Source organism: Cytobacillus sp. EB106-05-05-XG126, assembly GCF_058791715.1.
The window spans coordinates 347,577-374,480 of record NZ_JBYTDU010000002.1 but is presented as its reverse complement, the minus strand read 5'-3'; the positions used below and the strand labels follow the sequence as shown (position 1 = coordinate 374,480).

The following is a 26,904-nucleotide window of genomic DNA, read 5'->3' as shown; positions in this document are numbered from 1 at the left end:
AAGCAATAAACTAAACAATTACCGCTTATAAAAAAAAGGAACTACCAAAAGGTAATTCCTTTAAACTGCCGCCTCTTCTGTTTCGTTCAATTCATCTAGAACTCTTACAAATTGACCTTCATTGTATGGGTAGCCAGCTTTTGTAATTTTCACTTTTACGATCTGGCCTACCATTTCTTCTGTTGCCGGGAAGACGATTTTTAAATAATTGTCCGTGTATCCGACAAATAAATTGCTGTCACTGCTCTCTTTAAAGCTTTCCTCCGGGATCACTTCGAGAACTTCACCTTCGTACTGAGAAGCATATTCTTTTGCAAGCTGATCTGACAGAGCAATCAGGCGATGAACACGCTCGTTTTTGACTTCTTCATCGATCTGGTCGTCCATTCTTGCCGCAGGCGTTCCTGTACGCTTTGAGTACGGGAATACATGAAGCTCAGAGAACTTATGCTCTTTAATAAAGTTGTAGGTTTCCATAAATTCTTCTTCTGTTTCCCCCGGGAAGCCTACGATAACATCAGATGTAACAGCCAAACCTGGAAGAGCTTCCTTCAAGCGCTCGAGACGCTCAGCAAAAAATTCCATGGTATATTTGCGGCGCATTCTTTTAAGAACCGTATTTGAGCCTGACTGCAGAGGAATGTGCAAGTGCCTTACCACGACCTTGGACTTATCCATAACTTCAATGACTTCATCGGTAATTTGGCTGGCTTCAATTGAAGAGATTCTTAAACGTTTGAGACCTTTTACCTGAGCTTCCAGATCCGTAAGAAGCATAGCCAGATTGTAATCCTTCATGTCTTCGCCATATCCGCCTGTATGGATTCCAGTCAGGACGATTTCTTTATATCCGGCATCAACAAGCTGCTGAGCCTGCCGGATTACTTCTTTCGGGTCTCTTGATCTCATTAAGCCGCGCGCCCAGGGAATAATACAGAATGTGCAGAAGTTATTGCAGCCCTCCTGAATTTTAAGGGAAGCACGTGTCCGATCAGTAAATGCCGGCACATCAAGCTCTTCGTAGACACGGTTCTTCATGATGTTTCCGACGCCATTGATCGGCTGCCGTTCTTGTTTATATTGCTCGATATATTCAAGCATTTTCACCCGATCCTGAGTCCCTACAACGATATCAACTCCAGGGATTGCCATAATTTCGGCAGGTGAGGTTTGTGCATAACAGCCTGTTACACAGATAACGGCATCAGGGTTTTTTCTGATTGCCCTTCTGATTACCTGACGGCTTTTCTTATCACCGGTATTAGTAACCGTACATGTATTAATCACATAAACATCTGAAACGGATTCGAAGTCTGTCCGTTCATAGCCAGCTTCTTTGAACAGCTGCCAAATGGCTTCTGTTTCGTAATGATTGACTTTGCAGCCAAGTGTATGAAATGCAACTGCAGGCATCTATATTCACCCCATTAATTCAAAATGATAGGAAACAGCTGACAGCAAGTAGAGAGGCGCTGTCTCTGTCCTTAAAATACGCGGTCCCAAACCGCAGGCAAGAAAGCCTGCTTCGAGCAGCAATGAAACTTCATTATCTGCAAGACCGCCTTCAGGTCCGAATACAACTAAAAGTGATTCTCCTTTGTTCATGGAAGAAAGTGTTTTATAGAGCACAGAGTCCTCTCCCTGCTTCGCTTCTTCCTCAAAGGCAATCAATTTATATGAATAATCAGCTGATATTTTCAGCAATGACTTTAAATCAAGCGGTGCAAGCACTTCAGGCACTATGCTCCTATGTGACTGTTCAGCAGCTTCTTTAGCAATCTTCTGCCATCTCTCTGCTTTCTTCACTGATTTCTTAGCATCCCATTTTACTACTGAACGAGCTGAAGTAAAAGGGATAAAACGGCGCGCTCCCAGCTCAGTGCCCTTTTGAATGATCCACTCCAGCTTATCCCCTTTAGGCAGTCCGCTCACAATAGTAATATCTGCAGGAAGCTCAGAAGATCCTTCAATCCATTGTACAACTTCTGCAGCCACATGTTCATCGGTAATTTCTGCAATTGAGCAAAGTGCACTATTTTGGGATGGATCGACACAGATAATTTTGTCGCCTTCTTTCATGCGCATTACCTTCACTATATGATGACGGTCTTCTCCTGTAATATGAAAGTACTTATCTTTAACTGCATTTTCTGTGAAATACCGCTGCACAATCGGCACCCTCTTTCTTACCTGTTCAAGATCCTTTCAACTGTAAAAAGGAGGGTAAGTTCATTACCCCCTTTTTACGGTATATCCAGCTCCGGCCCCTCCCATCCCGGGAAGCCGGTGTTTTTCTAATTACTTTCTCCTTGCTACAATGGCAACCCAATCTTCCATTTGTATGGTCTCTTCTATTTCAAACCCTGCAGCGGAAATAGCATCCCTAACTTCCTGTTTCTTCTGCTGGATAATGCCTGAAGCGATGAAGTATCCGCCTTCCCTTACGACTGACGCAACATCATCTGTAAAGCGAAGAATTACTTCTGCAAGGATGTTGGCAACAACTACATCTGCTCCCTGGCTGACACCGTCGAGCAGATTCCCTTGTGATACATCCACTATATTCTGCACTTTATTCAGCTTAATATTTAATTTAGCTGAATTTACTGCCACTTCATCAAGATCAAGGGCTTTTACCTTCCCTGCACCCAGCATAGCTGCAGCAATGCTTAAAACACCCGATCCTGTTCCTACATCTACAACATTATCTCCCTGTTTTACTGTTCTTTCAAGAGCCTGGATACACATAACCGTTGTGGGGTGTGTCCCAGTTCCAAAGGCCATGCCCGGGTCAAGCTCTATGATAAGTTCATCACTGCTGACAGGTGTGTAATCCTCCCAGGTTGGGACAATGGTAAAGCGTTCTGAAATTTTTACAGGGTTATAATATTTTTTCCAGGCAGTAGCCCATTCTTCTTCATTTACCTCACTAATGCTGACATTATTTGCGCCAATATCGATGTTAAATAAAATGAGGTTATTAATTGCTTCTTTTATTTCATCAACTGTTTCCCCAAGGAAACTGTTTACTGGCAAATATGCTTTTACAATTACGCCTTCTTCAGGATAGTCCTGCGGATTGAGCTGGTAGATTTCACCGAATTGATCCTTTCTTTCTTTTACAAGTTCTAAAGGATCCTCTATTACAACTCCGCTTGCTCCGGCTTCATGCAAAATATTCGAAATCGGTTCAACAGCTTCATTTGCAGTATGAATACTGATTTCTGACCATTTCACTACTACCAACTCCCATTCCTTTATTCACCTTTAAAGGCTCGTTTTACTTTAGAAAAAAAGCTTTCTTCCTGTTCTCCCTGTGGAACTGTTCCGCTGACTTCAGCAAACTCGCTTAAAAGCTGCTTCTGTTTTTCGGTCAGCTTTGTCGGAGTAATAACACGGACAATAATGTGCTGATCTCCTGTTCCGTATCCTCTTACATTTGGCACACCTTTTCCCTTCAGACGGAATTTGGTTCCTGTTTGTGTGCCTGAAGGGACTTTAAGTTTTACTTTCCCATGCAGTGTCGGCACTTCTATTTCATCGCCGAGGGCAGCCTGCACAAATGTTATAGGCATTTCACAATAAACATCATCACCGTCACGCTCAAAGAACTCATGTGACCGAACATGGAATACAACATATAGGTCGCCTGGAGGTCCTCCGTTAACACCTGGTTCCCCCTGGCCTGCTACGCGAAGCTGCTGGCCATCATCAATGCCTGCAGGAATTTTCACGTGTATCTTTCTGCGTTTTTGCACTTTACCGGCTCCACGGCAGGTTGTGCACTTTTCTTTGATTTCTTTGCCGGTACCATTACAGTAATGGCAAACTCTTCTATTTACGATCTTGCCAAATGGCGTATTCTGTTCAACATTCAACTGACCTGATCCATGACAATGACGGCATGTTTCCGGCTTAGTTCCCGGTTTAGCGCCTGACCCGCTGCATGTATCGCACGTCTCTTCACGCGGAATTTCAATATCGGTCTCTTTGCCAAATACTGCTTCCTCAAAAGTTAAGGACATGGTGTACTGTAAATCTGCACCCTGTCTTGGAGCGTTAGGATCACGCCTGCGGGAGCCCCCTCCGAAGAAGGTGCTGAAAATGTCTTCAAATCCTCCGAAACCTTCAAAACCGGCTCCGCCAAAGCCCTGATTAGGGTCAGTATGGCCAAATTGATCATAGTGGGCCTTTTTCTGGTCGTCGCTTAGGACTTCATATGCTTCTTTAACTTCCTTGAACTTCTCGTCAGCATCAGGCTCTTTGTTAATATCAGGATGGTATTTCTTTGAAAGCTTTCGATAAGCCTTCTTAATTTCATCCTTGGATGCACCCTTGCTGATTCCGAGAACCTCATAGTAATCCCTTTTACTCATGATTACCACTCCCCGATTCATTTCACATAAAGATTATTGTATCAAAAATAAAAGCCAAAGCCAAGAAAGACCTGACTTTGACTTAAAAGATTCAGAGGTTATTTATCGTCTTTAACTTCTTCGAACTCAGCATCTACAACGTTATCGTCACCATTTTTGCTTTCAGCACCTTCTGCGCCCTGAGCTCCCTGAGCAGCCTGCGCCTGCTCATAAAGCTTCATTGTTAACGCCTGGACAACTTCCTGTAAAGCATCTTTCTTAGTACGGATTTCATCCAGATCGTTCTTTTCAATTGCAGCTTTTAGTGCATCTTTAGCTTCATTTGCTTTGTTCACTTCTGCTTCATCCACTTTGCCTTCAAGATCTTTTAGAGTCTTTTCAGTAGTGAATACCAGCTGGTCCGCTTCATTGCGGAGTTCAACTTCTTCTTTGCGTTTCTTATCAGCTTCAGCATTTTCTTCAGCTTCTCTTACCATTTTTTCTATTTCTTCATCAGATAATCCTGTTGATGATTTGATCGTAATGGCTTGCTCTTTGTTTGTGCCAAGGTCTTTAGCGCGTACGTTTACGATACCATTTTTATCGATATCAAAAGACACTTCGATCTGAGGCACACCGCGCGGTGCTGGAGGAATATCCCCTAGCTGGAAACGGCCAAGTGTTTTGTTATCCGCTGCCATTGGGCGCTCCCCTTGAAGAACATGGATATCAACAGCAGACTGATTATCAGCAGCAGTTGAGAACACCTGGGATTTTGATGTTGGAATAGTTGTATTGCGTTCAATCAGCTTAGTGAACACTCCGCCCATTGTTTCAATTCCAAGAGACAAAGGTGTTACGTCCAGAAGGACAACATCCTTAACATCACCAGTGATGACACCGCCCTGAATAGCTGCACCCATAGCTACAACCTCATCAGGGTTAACTCCTCTGTGCGGTTCTTTTCCTGTTTCTTTTTTGATTGCTTCCTGTACAGCCGGAATACGCGTTGAACCGCCGACAAGGATAACTTTATCGATTTCTGAAGGAGTCAAACCAGCATCCTTTAATGCCTGGCGTGTAGGTCCCATTGTACGTTCAACAAGATCTGCTGACAGCTCTTCAAATTTAGCTCTTGAAAGTGTCACTTCCAGGTGTAAAGGTCCAGCTTCTCCGGCAGTAATAAACGGAAGTGAAATTTGTGTTGAAGTTACACCGGAAAGATCCTTTTTCGCTTTTTCAGCAGCATCTTTTAAACGCTGCAGAGCCATTTTATCTTTAGAAAGATCAATGCCGTTCTCTTTTTTGAATTGATCAACGAGGTAATCAATAATTACCTGGTCAAAATCATCTCCGCCAAGACGGTTATCCCCGGCAGTGGATTTTACTTCAAATACACCATCGCCAAGCTCAAGGATAGATACGTCAAATGTACCGCCGCCAAGGTCATAAACAAGGATAGTCTGGTCTTCATCCATTTTATCAAGTCCATATGCCAACGCCGCAGCAGTCGGTTCGTTGATGATTCGTTCAACTTCCAAGCCGGCAATTCGGCCTGCATCCTTTGTAGCCTGACGCTCAGCATCGTTGAAATATGCTGGAACTGTGATTACCGCTTTAGTAACCTTCTCGCCAAGATAGTCTTCTGCATAAGATTTCAAATATTGAAGAATAATAGCAGAAACCTCTTGCGGAGAGTATTCCTTTCCTTCAACCTCTGTTTTATGATCTGTACCCATATGGCGTTTAACGGACATGATGGTGTTCGGGTTTGTAATAGACTGGCGCTTAGCCACCTCACCAACCTGACGCTCGCCGTTCTTAAATGCTACAACTGATGGCGTTGTACGGTTGCCTTCCGGATTTGGAATTACTTTCGGTTCGCCGCCTTCAAGTACAGCGACACATGAGTTTGTTGTACCTAAATCGATTCCGATAATTTTGCTCATGTTCTTTACCTCCCCAAATATGTAATTATTGATTTACTTTAACCATTGATGGACGAATGACCCGATCCTTTAGCTTGTAGCCTTTTTGGAACTCCTCGACCACGATATTGGAATCAAAATTCTCATCTTCTACCTGCATTACAGCCTGGTGCATATGAGGGTCGAATTCTTTCCCGACTGCCTCAATCTGTTCTGCGCCTTCTTTTTTTATAGCCTCCACCAAGCTTCGATAAACCATTTCCATTCCTTGAAGAATAGATTTAGCCTGTTCATTTTCAGCTTCCATCTGAAGTGCTCTTTCAAAATTGTCAAGCGCAGGCAGCAAATCAGAGATTAAGCTTTGTGCTCTATATTTTTGAGACGCTTCAAGGTCCAGCCTTGCACGGCGCCGGGAATTTTCAAAATCTGCCTGAAGACGGTAGATGCGATTTTCAGCCTCTTCCAGCTTACCTTCCAATTCAGCTATTTTTGCATTTGCTGCTGTACGGTCTGAATCAGTTCCCTCATCAGGACCTGCTTCTGCTTCATCAGCCTCTGCAAATACCTCTTCAATAGGAGCCTCATTTTCAGTTCCTTCAGGTTCGTTGGTTTGTTCATCTAATTCATGACTCAATGTCTCTTTCTCTTCTGCCAACATGTTCACCTCCCTTAAAGAATGGCTGTATTATAGAATAAAAAACATAAGGAAAGGAGTGGAAAGGTTTTTCCACCCTTAATCAATATCTCCACCATCATCTGTTTTGATACAACTTGGATAAAACAGATGATAAGTCTGCACTGATATAGTTCAATAAGCTGATGACTCTTGAATACTCCATTCGGGTAGGGCCCAGAATGGCAATTGTGCCGAGCTGTTCGGTGCCGATTGAATAGCTTGCTGTTATCAGACTGCAGTTTTCCATTGCTGAATTATTATTTTCCCGGCCGATTTTAATATTGATCCCTGACTTGTTTTTACTCAGTAAATCATATATGCCTTTTTCCTGCTCGATCATATTCATGAGGTTTTTAACCTTTTCAATATCATGAAACTCCGGCTGGCTGAGCATATTTGTTTTACCGCCGAAGAAAAGCTTATCATAGGCCGGTATCTTTATTGTATCGGCAATTGAATTCAGCATTAGATCATAATTATTGATATGATGCCTTAAAAGTACGGCAACCTCTTTATATAACTTATTGTTCAGACTTTCCAATGGTGCACCGGCAAGACGGTCATTAAGGATATTGACGACTTTTTCCAAATCACCTGCATCAATGTTTTCCGGCAAGTGGAACATTCTGTTTTCCACATGGCCTGTATCTGTGATAATAATTGCTATCGCTGTTTCTTTATTCAAAGGAACAATCTGAATTCTCTTCAGCTTGTTATCCCTTACTGCAGGCCCGAGGACTATGGATGTATAATTAGTCAGCTCAGATAGAATTTTTGCCGATTTTTGAACAATTTTCTCCAGCTCATAAATTCTTTCCGCGAAGATCGATTGTACTTTGTGGATATCATGCTGATTTAATTTTTGCGGGGATAAAAGGTGATCCACGTAGTAGCGGTACCCTTTTTCAGATGGAATCCTCCCCGATGAGGTGTGTGTTTTCTCAATAAACCCAAGTTCCTCTAAATCAGCCATCTCATTTCTGATCGTTGCGGAACTAAAAGAAATTTCTTCTTTTTTCGACAGAGTTCTCGACCCTACAGGCTGTGCAGTTTGAATAAAATCATCAACAATTACTTGAAAAATTAATAATTGACGATCTGTTAACACAGTTATCACCTCTGTTAGCACTCTTTGCCCCCGAGTGCTAATTCTACTAATAAATTATCAAATCATACGTGCAGTGTCAATAATTTGGCTTCCTTTTTTCCTGAAGGAATCCCCAGGCAGATTACCCTATAAAGGACTGAAATACTTCATTTCCGAGAAATCGGCCCCGCCTTGTCAATTTAATATGCTCTTCCCCGGCAATAATTAATTTTTTTTCGGTGTGCTGTTTAATTTGATTTTCAAAGTGCACAAGCGGGTCTTTGCCAAATTTCTCTTTAAAGCGACTAATTGAGACACCTGCAGTTTTTCTCAGCCCAAGAAACATTTCCTCTTCCATCTGTTCTTCAAGGGGCACCTTATGTTCTTCAAGGATCGGAAGCTGGCCCTTTTCAATTGGCTCCATATATTTTTTCAGGGGCCCGTGGTTTGAACGGCGAAGCCCATTAACATAGCCATGCGCACCTGCCCCAAAGCCGAAGTACCATTCATTATCCCAATAAGTGATGTTATGCCTGCTCTCATAGCCAGGTTTGGCAAAATTGCTGATTTCATATTGGGCAAATCCATGTTTGTCCATTTGCTCCATCAATAAGTCATACATTTCAGCTTCCACATCTTCTCCGGGTGTAGGCAGTTTCCCTCTCCTCATCAGATTATAGAATACCGTCTTGGGCTCAATGATTAGAGAATAGCCCGAATAATGAACAATATCCAATGTAAATGATGTTTCAAGTGTATCTTTAAAGTCCTGAAGTGTCTGGCCGGGAAGACTGTATATCAGATCGATGCTGATGTTATCGAAACCTACTTGTTTTGCAGCTTCAATTGACTGAAAAACATCTTTTGCCCGGTGTGACCTTCCAATTCTTTTTAAGAGTTCATCGTTGAAGGTCTGGACACCAAAGCTGAGCCTGTTGACTCCGGCATCATGCAATATTTGAAGCTTTTCCTTAGAGAGATCTCCCGGATTAGCTTCAAATGTATATTCTGTGAAAGAGTCATAGGGAAGCTGACGTTTAATTGTGCTGCAAAGCTGTTCAAGCTGCTTCCCGTTCAGTGCAGTGGGTGTGCCGCCTCCGACAAAGATGGAGTCCAGGCGCGATGCCGGTGTTTCTTTCAAAGCAAGATCCATCTCTTTGTCAAGAGAGTCAAGGTATTCTTTAACCGGCTGGTTCTTCAAAAACACTTTATTAAAATCACAATAATGGCAGATATGTTCACAAAAGGGGATGTGTATATAAGCTGCTTTAATCATTCATTTCACTACTTTCCATCATTCAATCAACATTCATATACAGCAGTTTCCTAAATAAAAAGAGGCTAGTGCTGTTATTATTATGACAGCATATCTAACCTCTTAAAACAAAGCAACTATTTTACTTTTTAGGGGTATTATCGTCCATCTTCAAAACGGCCATGAAAGCTTCCTGCGGAACTTCAACAGAACCAACCTGCTTCATCCGCTTTTTACCTTCCTTCTGCTTCTCCAATAATTTACGCTTACGGGAAATGTCTCCGCCGTAACATTTAGCCAATACATTTTTGCGGATGGCTTTAATGGTTGAGCGGGCTACAATTTTCTGGCCGATCGCCGCTTGAATAGGAACCTCAAACTGCTGACGGGGAATTAGCTCTTTTAACTTCTCAACGATTACTTTTCCTCTTTCATAAGCAAAATCCTTATGAACGATGAAGCTCAATGCGTCTACCTTTTCTGCATTTAACAGAATATCCATCTTAACAAGTTTTGATGGCTTGTATCCAATTAATTCATAATCAAAAGAGGCATATCCTTTTGTATTGGATTTCAGCTGATCAAAGAAGTCATAAACAATTTCCGATAAAGGAATTTCATATATAATGTTTACTCTGGTTTCATCCATGTATTGCATATCAATAAAGATGCCGCGCTTTTGCTGGCAAAGTTCCATTATGGCTCCCACATAATCATTCGGAGCCATCATTGTAGCTTTTACATAAGGTTCTTCAACACGGTCAATCTTCTGAGGGTCAGGCATATTGGATGGGTTATCCACTTTAACCTCAGTGCCGTCTGTCATGATAACATCATAGATAACACTAGGTGCTGTTGTAATCAAATCTATTTTAAATTCGCGCTCAATGCGCTCCTGGATAATTTCCATGTGAAGCAATCCAAGGAAACCGCAGCGGAATCCAAATCCGAGTGCCTGTGAAGTTTCCGGTTCGAACTGAAGGGCGGAATCATTCAGCTCCAGCTTTTCAAGCGCTTCACGCAGGTCATTGAACTTGGCGCTATCAATTGGATAAAGTCCGCAATAAACCATTGGGTTCATCTTTCTGTATCCAGGAAGAGCTTCTGCAGCACCGTTTTTCGCGCTTGTAATGGTATCACCCACACGTGTATCACCAACATTTTTGATTGCAGCAGTCAAAAACCCTACGTCTCCAACTGACAATTCAGGCAATGGCGTTGATTTTGGCGTAAACACACCAACCTCTGTGACTTCAAATTCTTTGCCGGTTGCCATCATTTTAATTTTATCCCCTACTTTTACCGTACCCTCAACCACACGGATATAGGCTACTACACCGCGGTAGGCATCATAAAGGGAATCAAATATAAGAGCCTTTAATGGGGCATCCGGATCCCCTACTGGAGCAGGAACTTTTTCAACGACCTGTTCAAGAATTTCTTCTATTCCAATTCCAGCCTTTGCTGAAGCAAGTACTGCTTCAGATGCATCCAGGCCGATAACTTCTTCAATTTCATTTCGAACCCTTTCCGGATCCGCACTTGGCAGGTCGATCTTATTAATAATTGGAAGAATCTCAAGATCGTTATCCAGGGCCAGATAAACATTGGCAAGGGTTTGCGCTTCAATACCCTGAGCTGCATCCACAACCAGAATGGCTCCTTCACATGCTGCAAGGCTTCGGGATACTTCATATGTAAAATCGACGTGTCCCGGTGTATCTATTAAGTGGAAAGTGTATATCTCTCCATCTTTCGCTTTATATTTTAACTGAACGGAATTCAGCTTGATCGTAATGCCGCGCTCCCTTTCAAGATCCATGGAATCAAGGAGCTGGTCCTTCATTTCGCGTGAAGTCAGCGCATTGGTTTTTTCAAGAATTCTGTCGGCCAAAGTCGATTTACCATGGTCAATATGGGCGATGATCGAAAAATTCCTTATTTTCTCTTGTCTTTTTAATCTCTCTTCTCTGTTCATTGTATATTATTTCAACTCCTACTATAGAAAAGCGCAAGCGCCTTGCCCACCCCCGACAACCTCGAGGGGGTAGGCGCTGGAGCTAGACAGCTATCGACGTTAAAATTTCAGACCTTCTTATTTTTAAGAAAAGCGCAAGCGCCTTAAACAGGCGCCTGGAGCTAAGTGTGGTCAATTTTAAAATAGTCCTTTTAGTTTATACACTATTTTTGATTATATCAGTAGGTTTGTGAAGATTCAATGCTAAGCTTTAAGCCGCTAATTTTCCAAAAAAATAGAAGGCTGCCCTCCTGAGCAGCCTATTTCCCTGTTATTAAGTCTGTGATGATTGCGACCGATTTTTCTGTCAGCTCTGATATGCCTTCGGATATGCTTTTTCCTAAAGATGAAAAGAAATTATATGCTTTCATTTCTTCAAGCTTTTCCCTTTTCTTCTGAAGATCATGGCTTGACACATCATTCCCCAGGACAGAAGCCTGAACTTCGCCTTCATTGTTTTCATTTATGGTCAGGGCACTTTTGAAATCCCCGTCATGGAATCCCTTCATTCTGTGAATTCCTTCATTTGCCTGCTGCATTCCGAATAACACAGAGACAAACATGAGCGCTGCCAGAAAAAGAGCTTTAAGCATAAACATTTTCATTCCGCATCATCCTATAATTAATTCTTTTCTGATTCACCGCCAGCCGGTGAATTCACTTCCTCGGCCTGCCAATAATATTCACTGAACACTTCCGCGAGTGCTTCGGCCGATCGGTTTAACTCCTCAAACGTATTATCGACTCCCCCAAACTCAATGAGTATGGCATTGCCTGATAAATCCTGATTAAAGTTGCCATTTGTCCCTGCGCCTTCTTTTTTCATTATTCCCCTGCTTAATCCTTTGTACTTGACGCTCAGTCTATCATGCAGCTCTTTTGCAAATTTTAAGTTCTTTTCATAATTCGGATTATTTCCTCCAATAATAAAAGCCAGCTTGGCATAAGACTCTCCGTTAATTTCTTTTGTAGTATCTTTTTTTCTTTTTGAATCACGGTGAATATCGATTAAATAAGCCAGATCCCGATTGGAAGTGATTGCTGCCTGAACTACCTCTCTGGATTCCTGATATGAGCGTCCGTATGATAAGCCCTTTTTGTTTAAATTCCCCTGAATATCCGTTTTATCCACAAAGGTGCCGATTCCTTTGCTCTCCATCTCTTCCTTAAGCTTGTCACCGATTTTAGTAATATTAATTTTTGAATGGTAGGCAGCATCAGGGTTGGTGACACCCTTCAGATATGGTAGATAGGATTCAGTATTATGCGAAAAGTATACATAGACCGGTTTTTTATCTCCTGTAGACACCGGCGGGGCATTTGATTGCTTCTTATCTCCAGACGGCTCAAGCCCTTCGGTGTTTTGCAGGGCTGCCTCCTGTTCGGCCATGAGTACTTCTAAAGGCGGAGAAGATTCTACAGGCATGTTTGTATAATCTGTTCCCTCACCTGCAACCAGAATTTTACTGTCATAAATCGAGAAAAAAGGAAGCTCCCTTCCCAGAAGACTTCTGGGATCATCCAAATTGACATTCGTGGATAGCTGAAAAATTAAATTGGCAAAGCCCGGGGGAGAACTGCTTTCAGAAACCCCCTGGAGAAATGCGTGATTTTCCCATCCGAGAAAACGATAAAGCATTTCTCCTGTCAGGCTGTTCGCTGCAGAATTTACTGAAGATGAACTGATTCGGTATTCAGGCTTTAAGGAAGTTATTGCTCCGCTTATGGAAAATATCATAAATAGAAAAAGCAGAAATCCGCCAATAGCCTTCAGCAGGCTTGTCCCTTGGATAGTTACTACAAATCCGTTCGTTTTAAAAGGTTTCATTGTTCCACCTCTCCTTGCTAGTCTAGTAAATGTTATGACTTTGCTAGAGAAGATAGAACAGGATATTTTCTATCTTGTATAAAATCCGGCATTATCCTGATTCACTTTCTGGTGGAGCGCTGCGTTCAAACCGTTGGCAATTAAGTTTGACATATCTTCAATAAATACATCCACTTCCTTTGGCGTCACCATAAGGTTGTGACCCAAAGGAGACAGAACTTCATAAATAAGCTTCCGCTTCTCCTCTTCAGGCAAGGTTCCGATCATGCCCAGAAAGGTTTTTCTATGATGCTCTTCCGGGAGGTCCTCATCTGTCAGCTTTTTCTTCTCTCCAAAAGTCATTCCTGCAGGAGCCAAGGCACGTGATGGACGGCCGCCTTCTTTCATTTCCTTGCCGAAATGCTTCAGGATGTAATCAATTGTATCGCTTGTTATGGATACGGCATCAACAACTGTTGGGATGCCAATCGCTATGACAGGTATACCTAAAGTCTCTTTGCTTATTTCTTTTCGTTTATTCCCTACACCAGAACCAGGGTGAATCCCTGTATCCGAAATTTGGATAGTAGAATTGACTCTTTCAATTGATCGGGAAGCAAGAGCATCAATCGCAATGACAAAGTCGGGCTTTGTTTTTTCAACAATGCCATGAATAATGTCACTTGTTTCAATTCCTGTCAGGCCCATAACCCCTGGAGAAATAGCACTGACCGGCCGGTAGCCTTCTTCTACGCTTTCAGGCTGCAGCTGATAGAGATGTCTTGTAATAAGCAGATTTTCGCAGACTTGCGGCCCCAATGCGTCGGGAGTGACATTCCAATTGCCCAGTCCGACAATTAAACAGGATGCATTTTCATTAATGCCCAGCTGCTTTATAAATTGGGAAAATTCACTTGCAAATACAGTCTCCACTTTGTGCTGAAGCTCCGTATCCTGCTGGCGTATGCCCGTCACTTCGAGGGTAAGATATTTGCCCTCTTTTTTTCCTAATGCCTCTGCTCCTTCCTTTGTTACTTCCACAAAGGAAATTTTAATATCGTTTTCTTCTTTTTCTTTAATTATGACGCCTTCTATTTGAGAAAGATTCTCCTGCTCGTGAACATTGTCTTTCTGCCTGCCGGAAATCACCATTTCCCTGGCTTCAATGGCAAGATCCGTTCGAACTGAGTACTGGCTTAAATCTATGGATTCCTTCACATGTATCCCTCACAATCTCAGCTTATTAGGTTGGAAAAAAACAGACAAATTACTAAAATTCAGATATATACTATCTTTGCCTTTAATTTGCAAAAACATGCAGAAAAAGAATGAACTTCCCGATTTATCCTTCAGTAATTTTAAGTACAGAGTATTGCATTATGCCCCCGTGTTTGATAAAATATCACTTGTTCTGAATTTGTTAATGAACGTGAATGTCGAGTTATAGAATCTCGATGCTTTTTCAGGAGGTGAATGGAATGCCAAACATTAAATCTGCTATCAAGCGTGTTAAAACTAGCGAAGCTCGCAACGCTCAAAACGCTACTGTTAAATCAGCAATGCGTACAGCTGTTAAGAAGGTTGATGCTGCAATCGTAAACAACGATTCTGCTGCTGCAACTGAATCTTTCGCTGATGCTGCTCGTAAACTGGACAAAGCTGCTGCAAAAGGTCTTATCCACAAAAATGCTGCTGCCCGTAAAAAGTCTCGTTTAATGAAAAAAATGAACTCTTTAAATGCGTAATGTTTAAAGATATCGGCTATCTTAAGGGATAGCCTTTTATTTTACATAAAAAAGCGGCCCAAATTGCGGACCGCTTTTTTTATGTAATCAGAATTTATAACTTTGTACTTCGAGAACTGTCTAGCTCCAGCGCCTACCCCCCTCGAGGTCACAAGCTTGTCTAGTTTCCGCTCCTAGGGACGAAAGACCAGCCTAATCCCTTCCAGAAGGAAAGAACACCTTCTTGCAGGGCTCGTCTTGCTTGTCGTCCCTGAGCAGTCGCCTCCACATTTCGGGCAAGGCGCTCCCGCTTTTCTATTTTCTGAGTGCCTGACTTTGCAGACGAAACAGGAACATTTCAATCAGCATGGTTTTATTCATGCCCCCTGTTTTCATTTGATAATCCGCATCAGCAAGCAAGCTTATGATCGCTGCCAGTTCTTCATCTGCAAACAGTTGAGCCTGTCCGGCCGCCAGCTTCACCCGGAAAGGATGAATCTTTAAATAGCCGGCAATCTGCTGCTGGCCGTAGCCTCTCCTGGCAAGCTCCTTCACCTGATAAATCAGTCTGAACTGCCCTGTAATAACAGATAAAATCTTAATGGGCTCTTCGTTTTGCTTTAATAAATCATAATAAATTCTCAGGGCTTCTTCTATTTTTCGGTGAACCACCTTATCCACAAGAGAAAAAATGTTTTGCTCTAAAGACCGTGATACCATTTTTTCTGCCATTTGTTCATCTATCCGCTTTGTGTCATTCGCATATAGGGCTAATTTATCGATCTCGTTGGTCAGAATAAACAGGTTGGCGCCTGCCAATGTCAAAATCAGCTCAACAGCCGGTTCATCAATCTGCACACCGTTTAATGCTGCCCTTTCCCTGATCCAGGCTTTCAATTCACCTTCATTTAATTTCTTGGCTTCAAGTACTGCAGCCGTTTTTTTCAATTGTTTGGTTATTTTTTTCCGATCATCGAGTTTTTCTGCCGAAGAGGAAAATACCACCACTGAATATGGAGCAGGTTCTTTAATATAGGCTTCAAGCTTAGCCAGGTTATGCTCCTGTTTAGCTTTCGATTTCTCTGACGTTAAAAAAACCGGGTTATGTAAAAAGATCAGTCTTCTTTCACCCATAAAAGGAAATGTCTCCGCATCTTCAAGCGCTGTATCAATGGGGGTTTCCTCAAGGTCATAAGAGGATAAATTAAAATCAGCTTCTTCTTCACTTAGCACATTGCTGATCAGAAGCTGCTTCGTTTCGTTTATAAGATAAGGTTCTGTTCCGTATAATAAATAAATAGGAGCAAAACTTTTCGCTTTAATTCTGTTCCAAATATCAAAAACCAATTTCTTCTCTCCGTTCGCCAAACAATATATTCACTATATATCCTAAAGAAGCGATGGCAATTTGACAAGACATAAGAAATTGGCGCCCACATGAACGCCAATTTCCAATCTATATAGAACGCTGCATCCTTGAGGCCCGGGAAACTCAGGAAGCTGCGGTGCACCTTTGTTAGTTATTATTCCCATGATGTTTCGTCATATTTGTGACAACTCCTGCTAATGCAGGAAAAGGGCAGGCGAACTCTAGATTTTTTCATTTGAATGACTTATACTATATAGGAAATAGGAGGGGTAGACTGTGAACGAATTTGAAAAGAACGTCCAAAGCAAACGTAATGATGCAATCGACTCTGGTGTAGGATTCATCGTATCATTCGGTTTCTTCGCAACGTTATTTATTATTGCAACAGTCATTAAATTTTTAGGAGCTTAATGGCTACATACACTAATGTGTCACAATACTGCTGACACATTGAGGCTGCCTCAGCAGCCTCTTTTTTTTTGGACGGAATTCCGATGAAGCATTATCAAGTCTGGAAGCTGATGCTTTCTAACATATACTATGGAAGCTGCACTGAAAAGGTTCCTGAATCCCCTTTAAAAAAATAGGTAATTGCCCCTTGCTTATCGGTTCTCAATACTTTGACATTATAGTCATTCATCCTTCTCATTACATCATTATGAGGATGCCCATACCTGTTGTTCCTGCCTGCAGAAATAACGCCAATCCGCGGCTTCAATCCAGCGAGAAATAAATCTGTTGAGGAGGTTCTGCTTCCATGATGTGCGGTTTTCAATACATCAGCTCTCAACTTGGGATAAGACTTTATGAGCTGACCTTCCCCCTGTTCCTCCAAATCTCCGGTAAACAGCCAGTTTAACCCTCCAACTTTGGCAAAAAGGACAATAGATCCATCATTTTTGCCAACACCGTCCCCCATCTCCCCGCCAAACGGGGACAAAACTCGAAAGACGGAATCTCCTATGAGCCAGCTATCTCCGGCTTTAGTGAAGAAAATTTCACTTTTGTTATTTTTAGCCTGTACAACCAAATCCTTTTCAGCCTCCGAGAACTCAGCTCCCTGTGGAAACACAACAGACTTTACCTTCATTTCCTTCAGAACAGCTGATGCTCCGCCAATGTGGTCCATATCCCCGTGAGTGAGAAAAAGTTTATCTATTTTACTGATCCCTTTGCTTTTCAGAAAAGGCACTACTGTGTCCTTTCCTGTTTCATATGGGTCGCTTCGCATCTTCCATTCCTCTGTCTCAAACATAGGCGCACCTCCTGCATCTATCAAATAATTCCCTCTCCCATACGGAAGCTTTATCAGGATGCTGTCACCCTGCCCAACATCAATAAATGTAATCTCACCAGCTGGTGTAAACACATTTACAAAATAATGAATTACTATCGCAAGAACAGGAAGCACACCGTTCTTAATAATAGCTTTTTTGTTTTTTGACCTTTCCCAGCCGGCAAAGAATGCGGGAATGAGCAGAAGATATATAATCAGCATTAAAGGGGATGGCCTGCCAAGTATAAGGGTCGAATTAGGAATGGCGGAAAGCATTTCAGCAATCCAATTAAGAAAAGCGATCATTTTTTCCAATACATGAAGTAAGAAATCTGCCCTTCCTCCAGTTAATAAATCAAAAATAAATAAAATTAATACCACAGGCAGGACTACGGAAGAATACAAAGGCACAAAGATCAGATTGGCAATTATGGAAATAATCGATACCTCATAAAAATGCCAAAGGAGGATCGGAATGGCCGCTATCTGGCAAATAAGGGAAACAGACAGGAGGGCAGAGAGAGGATGAGTGAATTTTTTGAGTATGGCAGGAGCTGAGAGAATAAGCGATAAGGCCACAGCAAAAGACAGCTGAAACCCCGCATTATAGATAATAAAAGGGGAGATAAAAAGATAGCCGGCAAACACAATGGAGATAACATCAGCTAATTGAATAGGGGCCTTCAGCTTCTTTGCCAGTAAAACAAGAAGCATCATAAACACAGCCCGCATTACAGACGGTGCAGCACCTGTAAGTATTGCATATACCGGCAAAACCATTATTAGGATACTGGTCATTTTTTCTCTGGTGATCCCGGCACGTACTCCTGCAAGAAAAAACATACCAGCCAGCATTCCTACATGGAGTCCGGATATTGCAAGCAAATGAATAATTCCGATTTTCTGATAAGAAGCGATAATATCCTTATCAATAAAACTCCGATCACCGAAGACAAGTGCGATTGAAAGCGGAGCTGTCTGTTCAGGGAAATGCTCTAAAATATGATTTGTGCCCATCTCCCTCATTTTTAAAATAGGTAATGTGATGCGGCTTTTATTGTGGGTGCAATCTGAGAGGTTTAACTGTTCCAATTCGAGGATCCAAAAGATACTATTGTGGTTTAAGTAATCCTTGTAGCTGAAGGAATTAGGATTTGTAGATGTTGGAGGAGTCTGTAATGTGCCATTAACCCGGCATGTCATGCCTATCCTCAGATGGTCTGAAAGGATTTTTTGTTCTGCTTCGGATTTAATCTTATATCTGGCAGCCAGCTTTTCCTTTTTTTCGGTCAATTCAACTAGGACTGTGAGAAGGTCCCCATCTATCTTCACTGATTCTGACAGGGTAATTACAAAATCACCCTCATTTCCTGTAAGACTTGTCCTGTTATATTCTGCCGCTAATTCACTCCTTATGATAAAGGAAAGGTAAATCAAAATCAGGATGGTCATGTTCTGTTTAGTCAAGATATTTCTTTTTAAAAGGAAAAGGGCAAGAAGGGAAAAAATGACAGTAATCGCCGGATGAAGTAATGATGTCAAATTTCCCAGGAGTGAGGCAGCAGCTGCGTAGATCCATCTGCCTTTCATATCATTTGCTCCTTTAGTTTTTTTGAAGGGAAGCAGCAACTTATCATTGAAGGTGCTGCTTCTTTAATGGATTAATTTTGAAAAAGCTTGTCCTTTTTTTCTTTAAAGCCTTTCAAAATGTCCTGATTTTTACCGCTTTTTTCAAGCTCATGGATTAAATCCTCTATAAAATCACGTTTTTCCTGTATGCTGTCATCGAAGGATACTTTTTCAGCCGCCACCTGGACAGATTTCACACCAGCCTTCTCAAAGAGTTCAATTCCATAAGGGTGATTTTTATAGTCCTGTGCGTAGTAAACTGTTTTAATTCCCGCCTGTATAATTGCTTTGCAGCATTGAAGGCACGGAAAATGAGTTACATATATTTCTGCATCACTTGTCGGCACCCCAAATTTTGCACACTGTAAAATCGCATTCATTTCCGCATGAATGGTCCTGACACAATGGTTATCAATAACATAGCAGCCTTCATCAACACAATGTTCACCGCCGGCAATTGATCCATTATAGCCGCCTGCAATGATTCTCTTATCCCTTACAATGGTTGCTCCGACCGCAAGTCTTGTACATGTGCTCCTCAAAGCAAGCAAATGGCTTTGTGCCATAAAATATTGGTTCCAGGAAATCCGGTCCATCTGTCTCTCCCCTTTACACAGGCTTGTTTGCCCTGAATTAAAATATATCTCTTTCTCTCAATAAGTGTAAGCCTCAAGCTTGTGCAGGTCAATGGAATGAAATTAGTTTACACTAATATGCTCTTTGAGTTTTTCAAAGGTTTTTTCCCCTATCCCTGATATTAATTTCAAATCCTCAATATCCTTAAAGGGTCCATTTGTATCGCGGTGTTCAATTATGGCTGCAGCCTTAGAGGGGCCAATCCCCGGCAATGTCTGCAATTCTGTTTCATCCGCCCCGTTTAAATTTACCTTTCCGCTATCCTGCTGTCCTTTAACCTCGCCATTTCCGGCTCCCGCCCGCGTCTCCTCAAGAATTTCACCCTCTTCCGGAACATATATCACCATTTCATCTGTAATTTTCAGGGCAAAATTAATTTTAGTGCTATCCGCTTTTTCTGTCAGTCCCCCTGCTTTTTCCAGCAGGTCTATTACCCTTTGACCCTCTTTTGCTTCGTACACTCCCGGCTTTTTTACTGCTCCTTTAATATCTGCTTTCATCGCCTGTGGCACCTGTTCAGCCTGCATATCACCTGCTTTTTCTGTACCTTCTTCTCCATTCAAAGAAATTGACTGTTCAATCTCAGGGAATGCTTCAGTCTCCTGAACGGGCATTAAAAAATGATAGAGGAGTGCAGCCAATGCAATCGCACCTCCTGCAAAGTAAAATTTATAGGTTTTTAGCCATTCGGGCACTATGGATCATCCTTTCTTTTTGGAATAAATGTTTTTTTGATACATATCGTTATATGAGAGAGCCTGCTTTTAAAGGAGGGATATAGCATTGAAAATCGGAATCATTGGCACAGGTAATATGGGGAGAATTTTGACCGAGGCCTTCCTGGATGGAGGAGCCGTTTCCCCGGCCTCCATGACTATAACTAATCGGACAGTGGCAAAAGCGAAGGAAATAAAAGAAACACATCAGGAAATTACCGTTGTAAATAATGCAAGAGAGGCCGCTCATTGTTCTTCGCTGATCTTTATTTGTGTAAAGCCTCATGATGTATATAATGTCGTTCAGGATATTTTGCCGTTCCTGTCAGAAGATAAATGTGTAGTGTCCATAACCAGCCCTATTAGTGTAAAACAGCTTGAATCAATTGTGCCTTGCTCAGCAGCGAGGGCGATTCCAAGCATTACTAACCGGGCCTTATCAGGGGTGTCATTATTATCATTCGGTGAACAGTGCAGCGAGCAATGGAAAGGGGAACTTAACAAGCTTTTTGAAAGCATCTCCACACCTGTCTTTATAGAGGAAGCGATTACCAGGGTTTCTTCGGATATTGTCAGCTGCGGACCTGCCTTTTTCAGCTACTTGACACAGCGCTTCATCAATGCGGCAGTTGCGGAAACGGAGATTGATAATGAAACAGCTACAAAGCTTGCAGGAGAAATGCTGATCGGGCTTGGGGAATTACTGAAAAAAGGTTTTTATACATTGCCTACATTGCAGGAAAAGGTGTGTGTCAAAGGAGGAATTACAGGAGAGGGAATTAAAATTCTTGAAAGCGAGCTCGGCAGTGTATTTGAACACTTATTCCAGGCGACACATTCCAAGTTTGACGAAGATCTTGTCGAAGTAAAAAAGCAGTATTCTCTCCACTAGCTATTCGACGTTAATGGAAATAATCCTTCACTATTTTAAAAAAAACAGCCGAGAACCCGGCTGTTTTTTTAGTGTCTTTTCTTTGCAATAAAAATGATTCGTTCAGCCTGGGTGTCTGGCGGTCCTTCTTTAAAATCTCCTGAAACGTCAACAAGGTCAAAACCGCATTCCTCAAGCCAGCTTTTATATTGATCAATAGGATAAGTGCGCTGCAAATGAAGTTCGTCATATCGGTCATACTTTCCTGTTTCTGCGTCCAGAACAAAAAATGAAAGATCATGCTCTACAGAATTGGGGTATTCGCCCTGAAAGCTGTGCCAGATATATGAAATTTCCTCGTCATTTTCAGCAAAGGTCTGGTTCATAAATATCTGCATAATTTTATAAATGGAATGAACATCAAAAATAAATAGACCATCGTTTTTTAAATAGCTATGGACCCGCCGGAAAGTGTTCTTCACATCTGATTCTGTCTCCAGATAATTCAGAGAATCACAAAAGATGCCAATAATATCAAATTCACTAAACCCTACAAGCTCTGCCATGTTCTGCAGATAAAAGGGGATTTTCAGACCTTTCTGCTCCGCCTTTGATTGAGCTACAGCCAGCATATCCTCTGATAAATCCACACCGGTTACATTATAGCCCTGTTCACTTAACCTTATGGAAAGCTGTCCTGTGCCGCATGCAAGATCCAGTAATTGTTTGCCTGAAACATTAAATTCCGCATGCTTTTCATTGACCAATTTAATCCAGCTGTCATAAGGAACATCTTCCATCAGCCTGTCATAGAGATAAGCGAACTTTCCGTAGCTCATTGGTTAAGAATGCCCTGAACGTTTTCGACCGGGGCATCCCCCCAGAGTCTTTCCAGATTATAGTAGCTTCTTTCATCCTTATGGAAAATATGTGCAACAATATCACCCATATCAACCAGAATCCACCTTGCTTCATCAAAGCCTTCCATTCGCTTAACCGTAAACCCGTGTTCTTCTGATTTTTCTTTCATTTCCCGAGCAATGGCCTGCACTTGTTTATCAGAGTTTCCGTGGCAAATAACAAAGTAGTCCGAAATCAGGGAAATTCCCTTCATATTAAGAACCGTTATATCTTCTGCACGTTTATCATCCGCTGCTTTTACTGCCGTCATCAGCATAGTATTTTCTTTCATTTGATCAATCCTCCTTATTCATTACAAGGTCATTATAAGTTTCGAAGGAAGCCGGAAATACAGGCTGCCCTTTTTTCATCAAAAACATGATGGTATTTTGAACAGATTTTATTAAAGCCTTGTTCAAGTTCGTCTGTGCTAAATCACGCACTTCGTCAACTCCCGGAAAATGCCTTCCAGGTTCAATATAATCTGCAAGATAAATGATCTTTTCAAGAAGTGCCATTCCCGGTCTCCCAGAAGTATGATATCTTATTGCATCCAGTACCTCTTTATCATGGATTCCCGCTTCTTTCTCAGCCAAAAAAGCACCGACAGGAGCATGCCAAAGTTCACTATTGTAATCCAAAAGCTCGGCTGGCATACCTTCCTTAATGATAATTTCCCTCATTTCTTCCTTAGGGCGGAACTTAGCATAATCATGAAAAATGGCTGCCAATTCAGCTTTCTTACTATCAGCGCCATATTTCTCTGCAAGTTTAATGGCTGTTTCCATCACTCCGACTGTATGAAGGTAGCGATGTTCAGTCAGCTGCTCCTTTACAATATCCAGAGCTGTTTCACGATTCATATAAATGATTCTCCTTTATATAACTCCTTATAGAATCCGGTACCAGATATCGTACAGTACCGCCTTCCTTTACACGGCTTCTGATCATACTTGAGGAGATTCCCATTTCAGGAACGTCAGCATAAAGAATCGGATACGAAGTCTGCAAATTGTAAGATGGCCGCCTTACTCCTATAAAGGTAATCAATTCAAGAAGTTTGTCAATGTTATGCCACTTGGGCAAGTATTCAACCATGTCAGCTCCAATAATAAAATAAAATTGCTTTTGAGGATAGTGTTCCTTCAAAATCCTGATCGTATCGTAGGTAAATGAAGGACCTTCCCGCTCCAGCTCAATCAACTCCATTTTAAAGCCAGGATGATTCTGCAATGCCAGTTTCAGCATTTCTATTCGATCACGGCTGCTGACATTGTCTGACCTCTTTTTATGGGGAGGCTCATGGTTCGGCATAAACCATACTTCATCCAAACCATGGGAAGACATTACCTCATTTGCAATAATGAGATGCCCTAAATGAGGCGGATTAAAGGTCCCTCCAAGTATGCCTACCTTTTCCATTTACACTCCTCCATACATTCAGTTTAATTTCCCCGAAGCTTACGGCAAGTTGATTTGTTTGTTTTCTTTTGATTCTTTGTATAAAACAATTATATTTCCGATGATTTGGACAACATCAGCCTTCGCGCCTTCTGACAGCTGATGTGCTACCGTATCTCTGTCTTCTTCACAGTTTTGAAGGACTGAAACCTTTAATAACTCACGGGCTTCCAGTGCTTCTCCTACTTGCTTAATCATGTTTTCATTAACCCCGCCCTTTCCCACTTGGAAAATAGGGTTTAAATGGTGCGCTTTTGATCGCAATAAACGCTTTTGCTTTCCTGTTAGCATAATAATCCTCCCAGCTGATTTAAAACCTTTTGTCTCATTCTTTCAATGTCGGGCCCAATGCCAGTCCACATTTCAAAAGAAAGGGCTCCCTGATACACAAACATATCAATACCATTCTGAACTCCGGCGCCCTTTACGGCAGCTTCCTTTAAAAGCCTGGTTTGCAGCGGATTATAGATGATATCACTGATAAAGGCTCCAGGCTTAAGATTATGTACCGAAAGCGGGCTTTGGCCAATTTCCGGATGCATTCCAATTGATGTAGTCTGAACAATTAAATCGTATGTTTCCAGACTTTCCTCTGCTTTCTGCCGGTTCAGCACACGAGCAGGAACCTCAAAAGGGCAATCATTCAAAATCTGTTCTGCCCTTTCAGGAGTCCGATTGCAAATGTCCAAAAGCGCCGGGGCTTCTTTAGCAATTGTAAAATAAATGGCTCTTGCAGCCCCGCCTGCCCCCACTATCAGAACCTTTTTGTCATTAATTGATTGGTTTTGATTCAGCAGGCCTTTTACAAATCCGCTTCCATCCGTATTGCAGCCTATTAGCTTACCTTCCTGATTGACCACTGTATTAACTGCCCCAATTGCCTCAGCAAGAGGATCCAGTTCATCTAAAAGAGGAATGATAGCCTCCTTATGGGGTACTGTAACATTAAATCCCGCAATGCCGATTGCCCTGAACCCTTTAATAGCGTCATTCAGATTTCCCCTGGATACATGAAATGGCTGATAATGAGCATCAATATTGTAAATCTTAAATAATTCATTGTGCATAGCAGGGGACATTGAATGGGAAATTGGATCCCCAATCACTCCAAACAGCTTTTTCAAAAATCCTCACCCCTTTTGAAAAGCGTAAGCAAATGCAAAACACAGCCTAAATTAAAGACTTCCTTATCATGGCATGGACACCTTTGGGAACATATGCAGCTACCTTGGCCCCACCCTCATTTACCGTTATCCAGCCAAGTCCTGAAAATACTATATCCGTTTTCGGGTCTTTTATTGTGAATTCATGTTTCACAAGTTCCGGGAAGGTTTCCATCTGCTCTATTCTTGGCGGCGTTAGCATTTCTCCCGCATGATTCTCATATAGCTCATCCGCCTTTTCTGTTTTGGTGCGGTGAATAGTTAATTCATTGGAGAAATGGCAAACAAATGACCGCCGGCCGCCAGCAATGTAATCAAACCTGGCCAGTCCGCCAAAAAACAGGGTCTGCTCTTCATTCAGCTGGTAAACCTTAGGCTTAATCTCCTTTTTAGGTGTTATCACCTTTAAATCCCTTTTATCTACATAATGGGCCATCTGATGATGGTTAATTATACCTGGTGTATCCACTAAAGCCTTTCCGTCAGATAGAGGTATCTCGATAATATCAAGAGTCGTCCCTGGGAAGTGGGAAGTAGTGATGACATCTCCCTCACCTGTTACTTCTTTTAATATACGATTGATGAAAGTCGATTTACCTACATTAGTACATCCTACTACATAAACGTCTTTTCCTTCCCGATAATGATCGATGGCTGCTGCAATTTCGTTAATGGAGTACCCTTTTGCAGCACTAGCCAGATAAACCTCTTCCGGTTTCAGCCCCAGCTGTTTTGATTCCTGCTTCATCCAGTTAATCAGCTTGTTTGTCTTCACGGACTTTGGAAGCAGGTCAACTTTGTTCCCAACCAGAAGGATTTTATTGCTGCCCACAAAACGGTGAAGACCTGGAAGCCAGCTGCCGTTAAAATCAAAAATGTCCACAATCTTCACAATAAGTGCATCACTTTGTCCAATTTCATTCAGGATTTTCAGAAAATCATCATCAGTCAAGCTTACATCCTGAACTTCATTATAATGCTTCAGCCTGAAACAGCGCTGGCAAATAATTGTTTCCTTCTGCAGAGCTGATTGAGGAGCATAACCCAACTCATCAGGGTTATCTGACTGAACTTTTACTCCACAGCCTACGCAAACAAATTGTTCTTCACTCACTTTTTAATCCTCCCACTGAATCATTCCTTTTTTTCTGAACCAATTTAAAATCCGTCTCTCCACCAGACGGTTAAATTTCGTAACAAATCCGTCAGTTTGAGCTACAGGTACGACCAAAATAGTATGGAAACCGCTTCTGTTTCCTCCCAGCACGTCAGTCAGCAATTGGTCTCCAATCACTACTGTTTCTTCTTTTCTCAGCCCCATTTCGGATAGAGCTCTCCGGAAGGCCCTGCCCATTGGCTTTCTAGCCTGATAAATAAACGGAATATCAAGGGGATCGGAAAAAGCCTTTACACGATTTTCATTATTATTAGACACAATGGTAACCTTGATGTTGCTTTGCTTCATTTCTTCAAACCAGCTAATCAGCTTCGGTGTTGCATTCGGCCTGTCCCATTCGACTAGAGTGTTATCCAGGTCCGTGATTATCCCTTTAACTCCTTTTTCCTGTAAACTGTGTGGAGTTATTTCAAAAATACTTTTAACATGCTGATTAGGCAAAAATTGCTTTAACACTATATTTACACCTCAATCATTTATTCATATTGTCCGGCAAAAATGTTTCTACTGCCCTCAACTAATTCACCGTCTTTAAGGACAATTAGGGTCTGCAGCCTTTCACTGGATAAAACACCGATTTCATCATACCCAATTTCACCCGCTCTTTCAAAATAAGAATGACGGATACAATCAGGCAGTTCTATTTTATACGGTTCCACAAAATGGGGAAAGACACTCAAAACTCAGTAAATTTCCACGGAATAGTTGTTATTCACCCTTAAAATAAAAATTTTTCGACAAAAATCAACTGCTCCTCACACCTGTGGATAACTTTATGCACATAATCCAATATGATTTTAATACTTTTTCCCTTTTTATAAACAAAATAATCACAGGTTATCCACGGTTTCCTGTGG

At 41.8% G+C, this 26,904-nt stretch carries 28 protein-coding genes; 3 read left to right on the top strand and 25 right to left on the bottom strand.

The genetic code is table 11. From position 1 onward, the window contains the following. Nucleotides 1-60: 60 nt before the first annotated feature. From mtaB to gpr, 12 genes are all read right to left on the bottom strand, one after another. The gene (gene mtaB / locus AC3WTL_RS12265; protein WP_197213394.1) at nt 61-1,413 is read right to left on the bottom strand and encodes a tRNA (N(6)-L-threonylcarbamoyladenosine(37)-C(2))-methylthiotransferase MtaB; all 1,353 of its coding nucleotides are present in this window, start codon (nt 1,411-1,413) and stop codon (nt 61-63) included. Nucleotides 1,414-1,419: 6 nt separating this feature from the next. Next, on the bottom strand, nt 1,420-2,169 hold the full coding sequence (locus AC3WTL_RS12260) for a 16S rRNA (uracil(1498)-N(3))-methyltransferase (protein ID WP_048010296.1): 750 nt from the start codon (nt 2,167-2,169) through the stop codon (nt 1,420-1,422). A 129-nt stretch (nt 2,170-2,298) separates the two neighbouring features. Next, on the bottom strand, nt 2,299-3,237 hold the full coding sequence (gene prmA, locus AC3WTL_RS12255) for a 50S ribosomal protein L11 methyltransferase (RefSeq protein WP_197213387.1): 939 nt from the start codon (nt 3,235-3,237) through the stop codon (nt 2,299-2,301). 20 nt (nt 3,238-3,257) lie between these two features. Further along, complete coding sequence (dnaJ, locus tag AC3WTL_RS12250) at nt 3,258-4,376, bottom strand: molecular chaperone DnaJ (protein WP_163143518.1); 1,119 nt, start codon at nt 4,374-4,376, stop codon at nt 3,258-3,260. 98 nt (nt 4,377-4,474) lie between these two features. After that, nucleotides 4,475-6,304 carry a molecular chaperone DnaK gene (gene dnaK / locus AC3WTL_RS12245; RefSeq protein ID WP_252219427.1) on the bottom strand — a complete coding sequence of 610 codons (1,830 nt, stop codon included), beginning with the start codon at nt 6,302-6,304 and terminating at the stop codon, nt 4,475-4,477. A 25-nt stretch (nt 6,305-6,329) separates the two neighbouring features. After that, nucleotides 6,330-6,941: a nucleotide exchange factor GrpE gene (gene grpE, locus AC3WTL_RS12240; RefSeq protein ID WP_197213383.1), complete on the bottom strand. Its 612-nt coding sequence runs from the start codon at nt 6,939-6,941 to the stop codon at nt 6,330-6,332. 94 nt (nt 6,942-7,035) lie between these two features. Then, complete coding sequence (hrcA, locus tag AC3WTL_RS12235) at nt 7,036-8,067, bottom strand: heat-inducible transcriptional repressor HrcA (RefSeq protein ID WP_159344239.1); 1,032 nt, start codon at nt 8,065-8,067, stop codon at nt 7,036-7,038. Nucleotides 8,068-8,188: 121 nt separating this feature from the next. Further along, nucleotides 8,189-9,322, bottom strand: coding sequence for a radical SAM family heme chaperone HemW (hemW, locus tag AC3WTL_RS12230; RefSeq protein ID WP_048010301.1), 1,134 nt, complete (start codon nt 9,320-9,322; stop codon nt 8,189-8,191). A 121-nt stretch (nt 9,323-9,443) separates the two neighbouring features. Further along, complete coding sequence (gene lepA / locus AC3WTL_RS12225; RefSeq protein ID WP_163143521.1) at nt 9,444-11,279, bottom strand: translation elongation factor 4; 1,836 nt, start codon at nt 11,277-11,279, stop codon at nt 9,444-9,446. Between the two features lie 299 nt (nt 11,280-11,578). Further along, a complete protein-coding gene (locus AC3WTL_RS12220; protein WP_222497727.1) occupies nt 11,579-11,923 on the bottom strand; it encodes a YqxA family protein in 345 nt (114 codons plus the stop codon). A 17-nt stretch (nt 11,924-11,940) separates the two neighbouring features. After that, nucleotides 11,941-13,146, bottom strand: coding sequence for a stage II sporulation protein P (gene spoIIP / locus AC3WTL_RS12215; protein WP_163143524.1), 1,206 nt, complete (start codon nt 13,144-13,146; stop codon nt 11,941-11,943). 69 nt (nt 13,147-13,215) lie between these two features. Beyond that, a complete protein-coding gene (gpr, locus tag AC3WTL_RS12210) occupies nt 13,216-14,343 on the bottom strand; it encodes a GPR endopeptidase (RefSeq protein ID WP_048010305.1) in 1,128 nt (375 codons plus the stop codon). A gap of 260 nt (nt 14,344-14,603) precedes the next feature. Between gpr and rpsT the strand changes: the two genes are divergently transcribed. After that, the gene (gene rpsT / locus AC3WTL_RS12205) at nt 14,604-14,870 is read left to right on the top strand and encodes a 30S ribosomal protein S20 (protein ID WP_035331179.1); all 267 of its coding nucleotides are present in this window, start codon (nt 14,604-14,606) and stop codon (nt 14,868-14,870) included. Nucleotides 14,871-15,164: 294 nt separating this feature from the next. On the opposite strand, the gene holA is transcribed toward rpsT, so the two are convergent. Continuing rightward, nucleotides 15,165-16,196 carry a DNA polymerase III subunit delta gene (gene holA, locus AC3WTL_RS12200; protein ID WP_197248195.1) on the bottom strand — a complete coding sequence of 344 codons (1,032 nt, stop codon included), beginning with the start codon at nt 16,194-16,196 and terminating at the stop codon, nt 15,165-15,167. A gap of 298 nt (nt 16,197-16,494) precedes the next feature. Here holA and AC3WTL_RS12195 point away from each other — a divergent pair, with 298 nt between their 5' ends. Beyond that, nucleotides 16,495-16,629: a YqzM family protein gene (locus AC3WTL_RS12195; RefSeq protein WP_035331183.1), complete on the top strand. Its 135-nt coding sequence runs from the start codon at nt 16,495-16,497 to the stop codon at nt 16,627-16,629. Nucleotides 16,630-16,756: 127 nt separating this feature from the next. Here the strand turns inward: AC3WTL_RS12195 and AC3WTL_RS12190 are convergent, their stop codons facing one another. The 3 genes from AC3WTL_RS12190 to AC3WTL_RS12180 all read right to left on the bottom strand — a co-directional run bounded on the left by AC3WTL_RS12190 (nt 16,757) and on the right by AC3WTL_RS12180 (nt 20,454). Further along, nucleotides 16,757-19,084, bottom strand: a complete 2,328-nt coding sequence (locus tag AC3WTL_RS12190; RefSeq protein ID WP_252219436.1) for a DNA internalization-related competence protein ComEC/Rec2 — start codon at nt 19,082-19,084, stop codon at nt 16,757-16,759. 71 nt (nt 19,085-19,155) lie between these two features. Then, nucleotides 19,156-19,719 (bottom strand): ComE operon protein 2, encoded by a 564-nt coding sequence (locus tag AC3WTL_RS12185; RefSeq protein WP_222497725.1) that lies wholly within the window; start codon nt 19,717-19,719, stop codon nt 19,156-19,158. A gap of 102 nt (nt 19,720-19,821) precedes the next feature. After that, a complete protein-coding gene (locus AC3WTL_RS12180) occupies nt 19,822-20,454 on the bottom strand; it encodes a helix-hairpin-helix domain-containing protein (RefSeq protein ID WP_222497724.1) in 633 nt (210 codons plus the stop codon). A gap of 88 nt (nt 20,455-20,542) precedes the next feature. Between AC3WTL_RS12180 and comER the strand changes: the two genes are divergently transcribed. Further along, nucleotides 20,543-21,367: a late competence protein ComER gene (gene comER / locus AC3WTL_RS12175; RefSeq protein ID WP_248348359.1), complete on the top strand. Its 825-nt coding sequence runs from the start codon at nt 20,543-20,545 to the stop codon at nt 21,365-21,367. A gap of 68 nt (nt 21,368-21,435) precedes the next feature. On the opposite strand, the gene AC3WTL_RS12170 is transcribed toward comER, so the two are convergent. Genes AC3WTL_RS12170 through AC3WTL_RS12130 form a run of 9 tightly spaced genes read right to left on the bottom strand, consistent with a single transcriptional unit; the run spans nt 21,436 to nt 26,706 of the window. Continuing rightward, a complete protein-coding gene (locus AC3WTL_RS12170; protein WP_197248203.1) occupies nt 21,436-22,185 on the bottom strand; it encodes a class I SAM-dependent DNA methyltransferase in 750 nt (249 codons plus the stop codon). Continuing rightward, a complete protein-coding gene (gene rsfS, locus AC3WTL_RS12165) occupies nt 22,182-22,538 on the bottom strand; it encodes a ribosome silencing factor (RefSeq protein ID WP_048010312.1) in 357 nt (118 codons plus the stop codon). The genes AC3WTL_RS12170 and rsfS overlap by 4 nt, the downstream gene beginning before the upstream one ends. Nucleotides 22,539-22,542: 4 nt before the next feature. Further along, nucleotides 22,543-23,109, bottom strand: a complete 567-nt coding sequence (gene yqeK, locus AC3WTL_RS12160) for a bis(5'-nucleosyl)-tetraphosphatase (symmetrical) YqeK (protein ID WP_048010313.1) — start codon at nt 23,107-23,109, stop codon at nt 22,543-22,545. Beyond that, complete coding sequence (locus AC3WTL_RS12155; RefSeq protein ID WP_222497720.1) at nt 23,099-23,668, bottom strand: nicotinate-nucleotide adenylyltransferase; 570 nt, start codon at nt 23,666-23,668, stop codon at nt 23,099-23,101. The genes yqeK and AC3WTL_RS12155 overlap by 11 nt, the downstream gene beginning before the upstream one ends. Nucleotides 23,669-23,707: 39 nt before the next feature. Then, complete coding sequence (gene yhbY / locus AC3WTL_RS12150) at nt 23,708-23,998, bottom strand: ribosome assembly RNA-binding protein YhbY (protein WP_248348356.1); 291 nt, start codon at nt 23,996-23,998, stop codon at nt 23,708-23,710. Beyond that, a complete protein-coding gene (gene aroE, locus AC3WTL_RS12145) occupies nt 23,992-24,831 on the bottom strand; it encodes a shikimate dehydrogenase (RefSeq protein ID WP_252219439.1) in 840 nt (279 codons plus the stop codon). Before aroE ends, yhbY begins: the two co-directional genes overlap by 7 nt. 46 nt (nt 24,832-24,877) lie before the next feature. Next, a complete protein-coding gene (gene yqeH, locus AC3WTL_RS12140; RefSeq protein WP_252219442.1) occupies nt 24,878-25,984 on the bottom strand; it encodes a ribosome biogenesis GTPase YqeH in 1,107 nt (368 codons plus the stop codon). Nucleotides 25,985-25,987: 3 nt separating this feature from the next. Beyond that, nucleotides 25,988-26,503 carry a YqeG family HAD IIIA-type phosphatase gene (locus AC3WTL_RS12135; protein WP_061791112.1) on the bottom strand — a complete coding sequence of 172 codons (516 nt, stop codon included), beginning with the start codon at nt 26,501-26,503 and terminating at the stop codon, nt 25,988-25,990. Between the two features lie 20 nt (nt 26,504-26,523). Next, nucleotides 26,524-26,706: a hypothetical protein gene (locus AC3WTL_RS12130; protein ID WP_252219445.1), complete on the bottom strand. Its 183-nt coding sequence runs from the start codon at nt 26,704-26,706 to the stop codon at nt 26,524-26,526. Nucleotides 26,707-26,904: the final 198 nt, after the last annotated feature.

Bases quoted from the DNA above. Each gene is read 5' to 3' on its own strand.
- AC3WTL_RS12190 (WP_252219436.1), bottom strand. From the start codon at position 19,084: ATGAAAGGCAGATGGATCTACGCAGCTGCTGCCTCACTCCTGGGAAAT.
- dnaK (WP_252219427.1), bottom strand. From the start codon at position 6,304: ATGAGCAAAATTATCGGAATCGATTTAGGTACAACAAACTCATGTGTC.
- rsfS (WP_048010312.1), bottom strand. From the start codon at position 22,538: ATGAAAGAAAATACTATGCTGATGACGGCAGTAAAAGCAGCGGATGAT.
- lepA (WP_163143521.1), bottom strand. From the start codon at position 11,279: ATGAACAGAGAAGAGAGATTAAAAAGACAAGAGAAAATAAGGAATTTT.
- AC3WTL_RS12185 (WP_222497725.1), bottom strand. From the start codon at position 19,719: ATGGACCGGATTTCCTGGAACCAATATTTTATGGCACAAAGCCATTTG.
- AC3WTL_RS12220 (WP_222497727.1), bottom strand. From the start codon at position 11,923: ATGAAAATGTTTATGCTTAAAGCTCTTTTTCTGGCAGCGCTCATGTTT.
- yqeK (WP_048010313.1), bottom strand. From the start codon at position 23,109: ATGAATCGTGAAACAGCTCTGGATATTGTAAAGGAGCAGCTGACTGAA.
- rpsT (WP_035331179.1), top strand. From the start codon at position 14,604: ATGCCAAACATTAAATCTGCTATCAAGCGTGTTAAAACTAGCGAAGCT.
- AC3WTL_RS12155 (WP_222497720.1), bottom strand. From the start codon at position 23,668: ATGGAAAAGGTAGGCATACTTGGAGGGACCTTTAATCCGCCTCATTTA.
- AC3WTL_RS12170 (WP_197248203.1), bottom strand. From the start codon at position 22,185: ATGAGCTACGGAAAGTTCGCTTATCTCTATGACAGGCTGATGGAAGAT.
- yhbY (WP_248348356.1), bottom strand. From the start codon at position 23,998: ATGCTAACAGGAAAGCAAAAGCGTTTATTGCGATCAAAAGCGCACCAT.
- grpE (WP_197213383.1), bottom strand. From the start codon at position 6,941: ATGTTGGCAGAAGAGAAAGAGACATTGAGTCATGAATTAGATGAACAA.
- mtaB (WP_197213394.1), bottom strand. From the start codon at position 1,413: ATGCCTGCAGTTGCATTTCATACACTTGGCTGCAAAGTCAATCATTAC.
- hemW (WP_048010301.1), bottom strand. From the start codon at position 9,322: ATGATTAAAGCAGCTTATATACACATCCCCTTTTGTGAACATATCTGC.
- dnaJ (WP_163143518.1), bottom strand. From the start codon at position 4,376: ATGAGTAAAAGGGATTACTATGAGGTTCTCGGAATCAGCAAGGGTGCA.
- spoIIP (WP_163143524.1), bottom strand. From the start codon at position 13,146: ATGAAACCTTTTAAAACGAACGGATTTGTAGTAACTATCCAAGGGACA.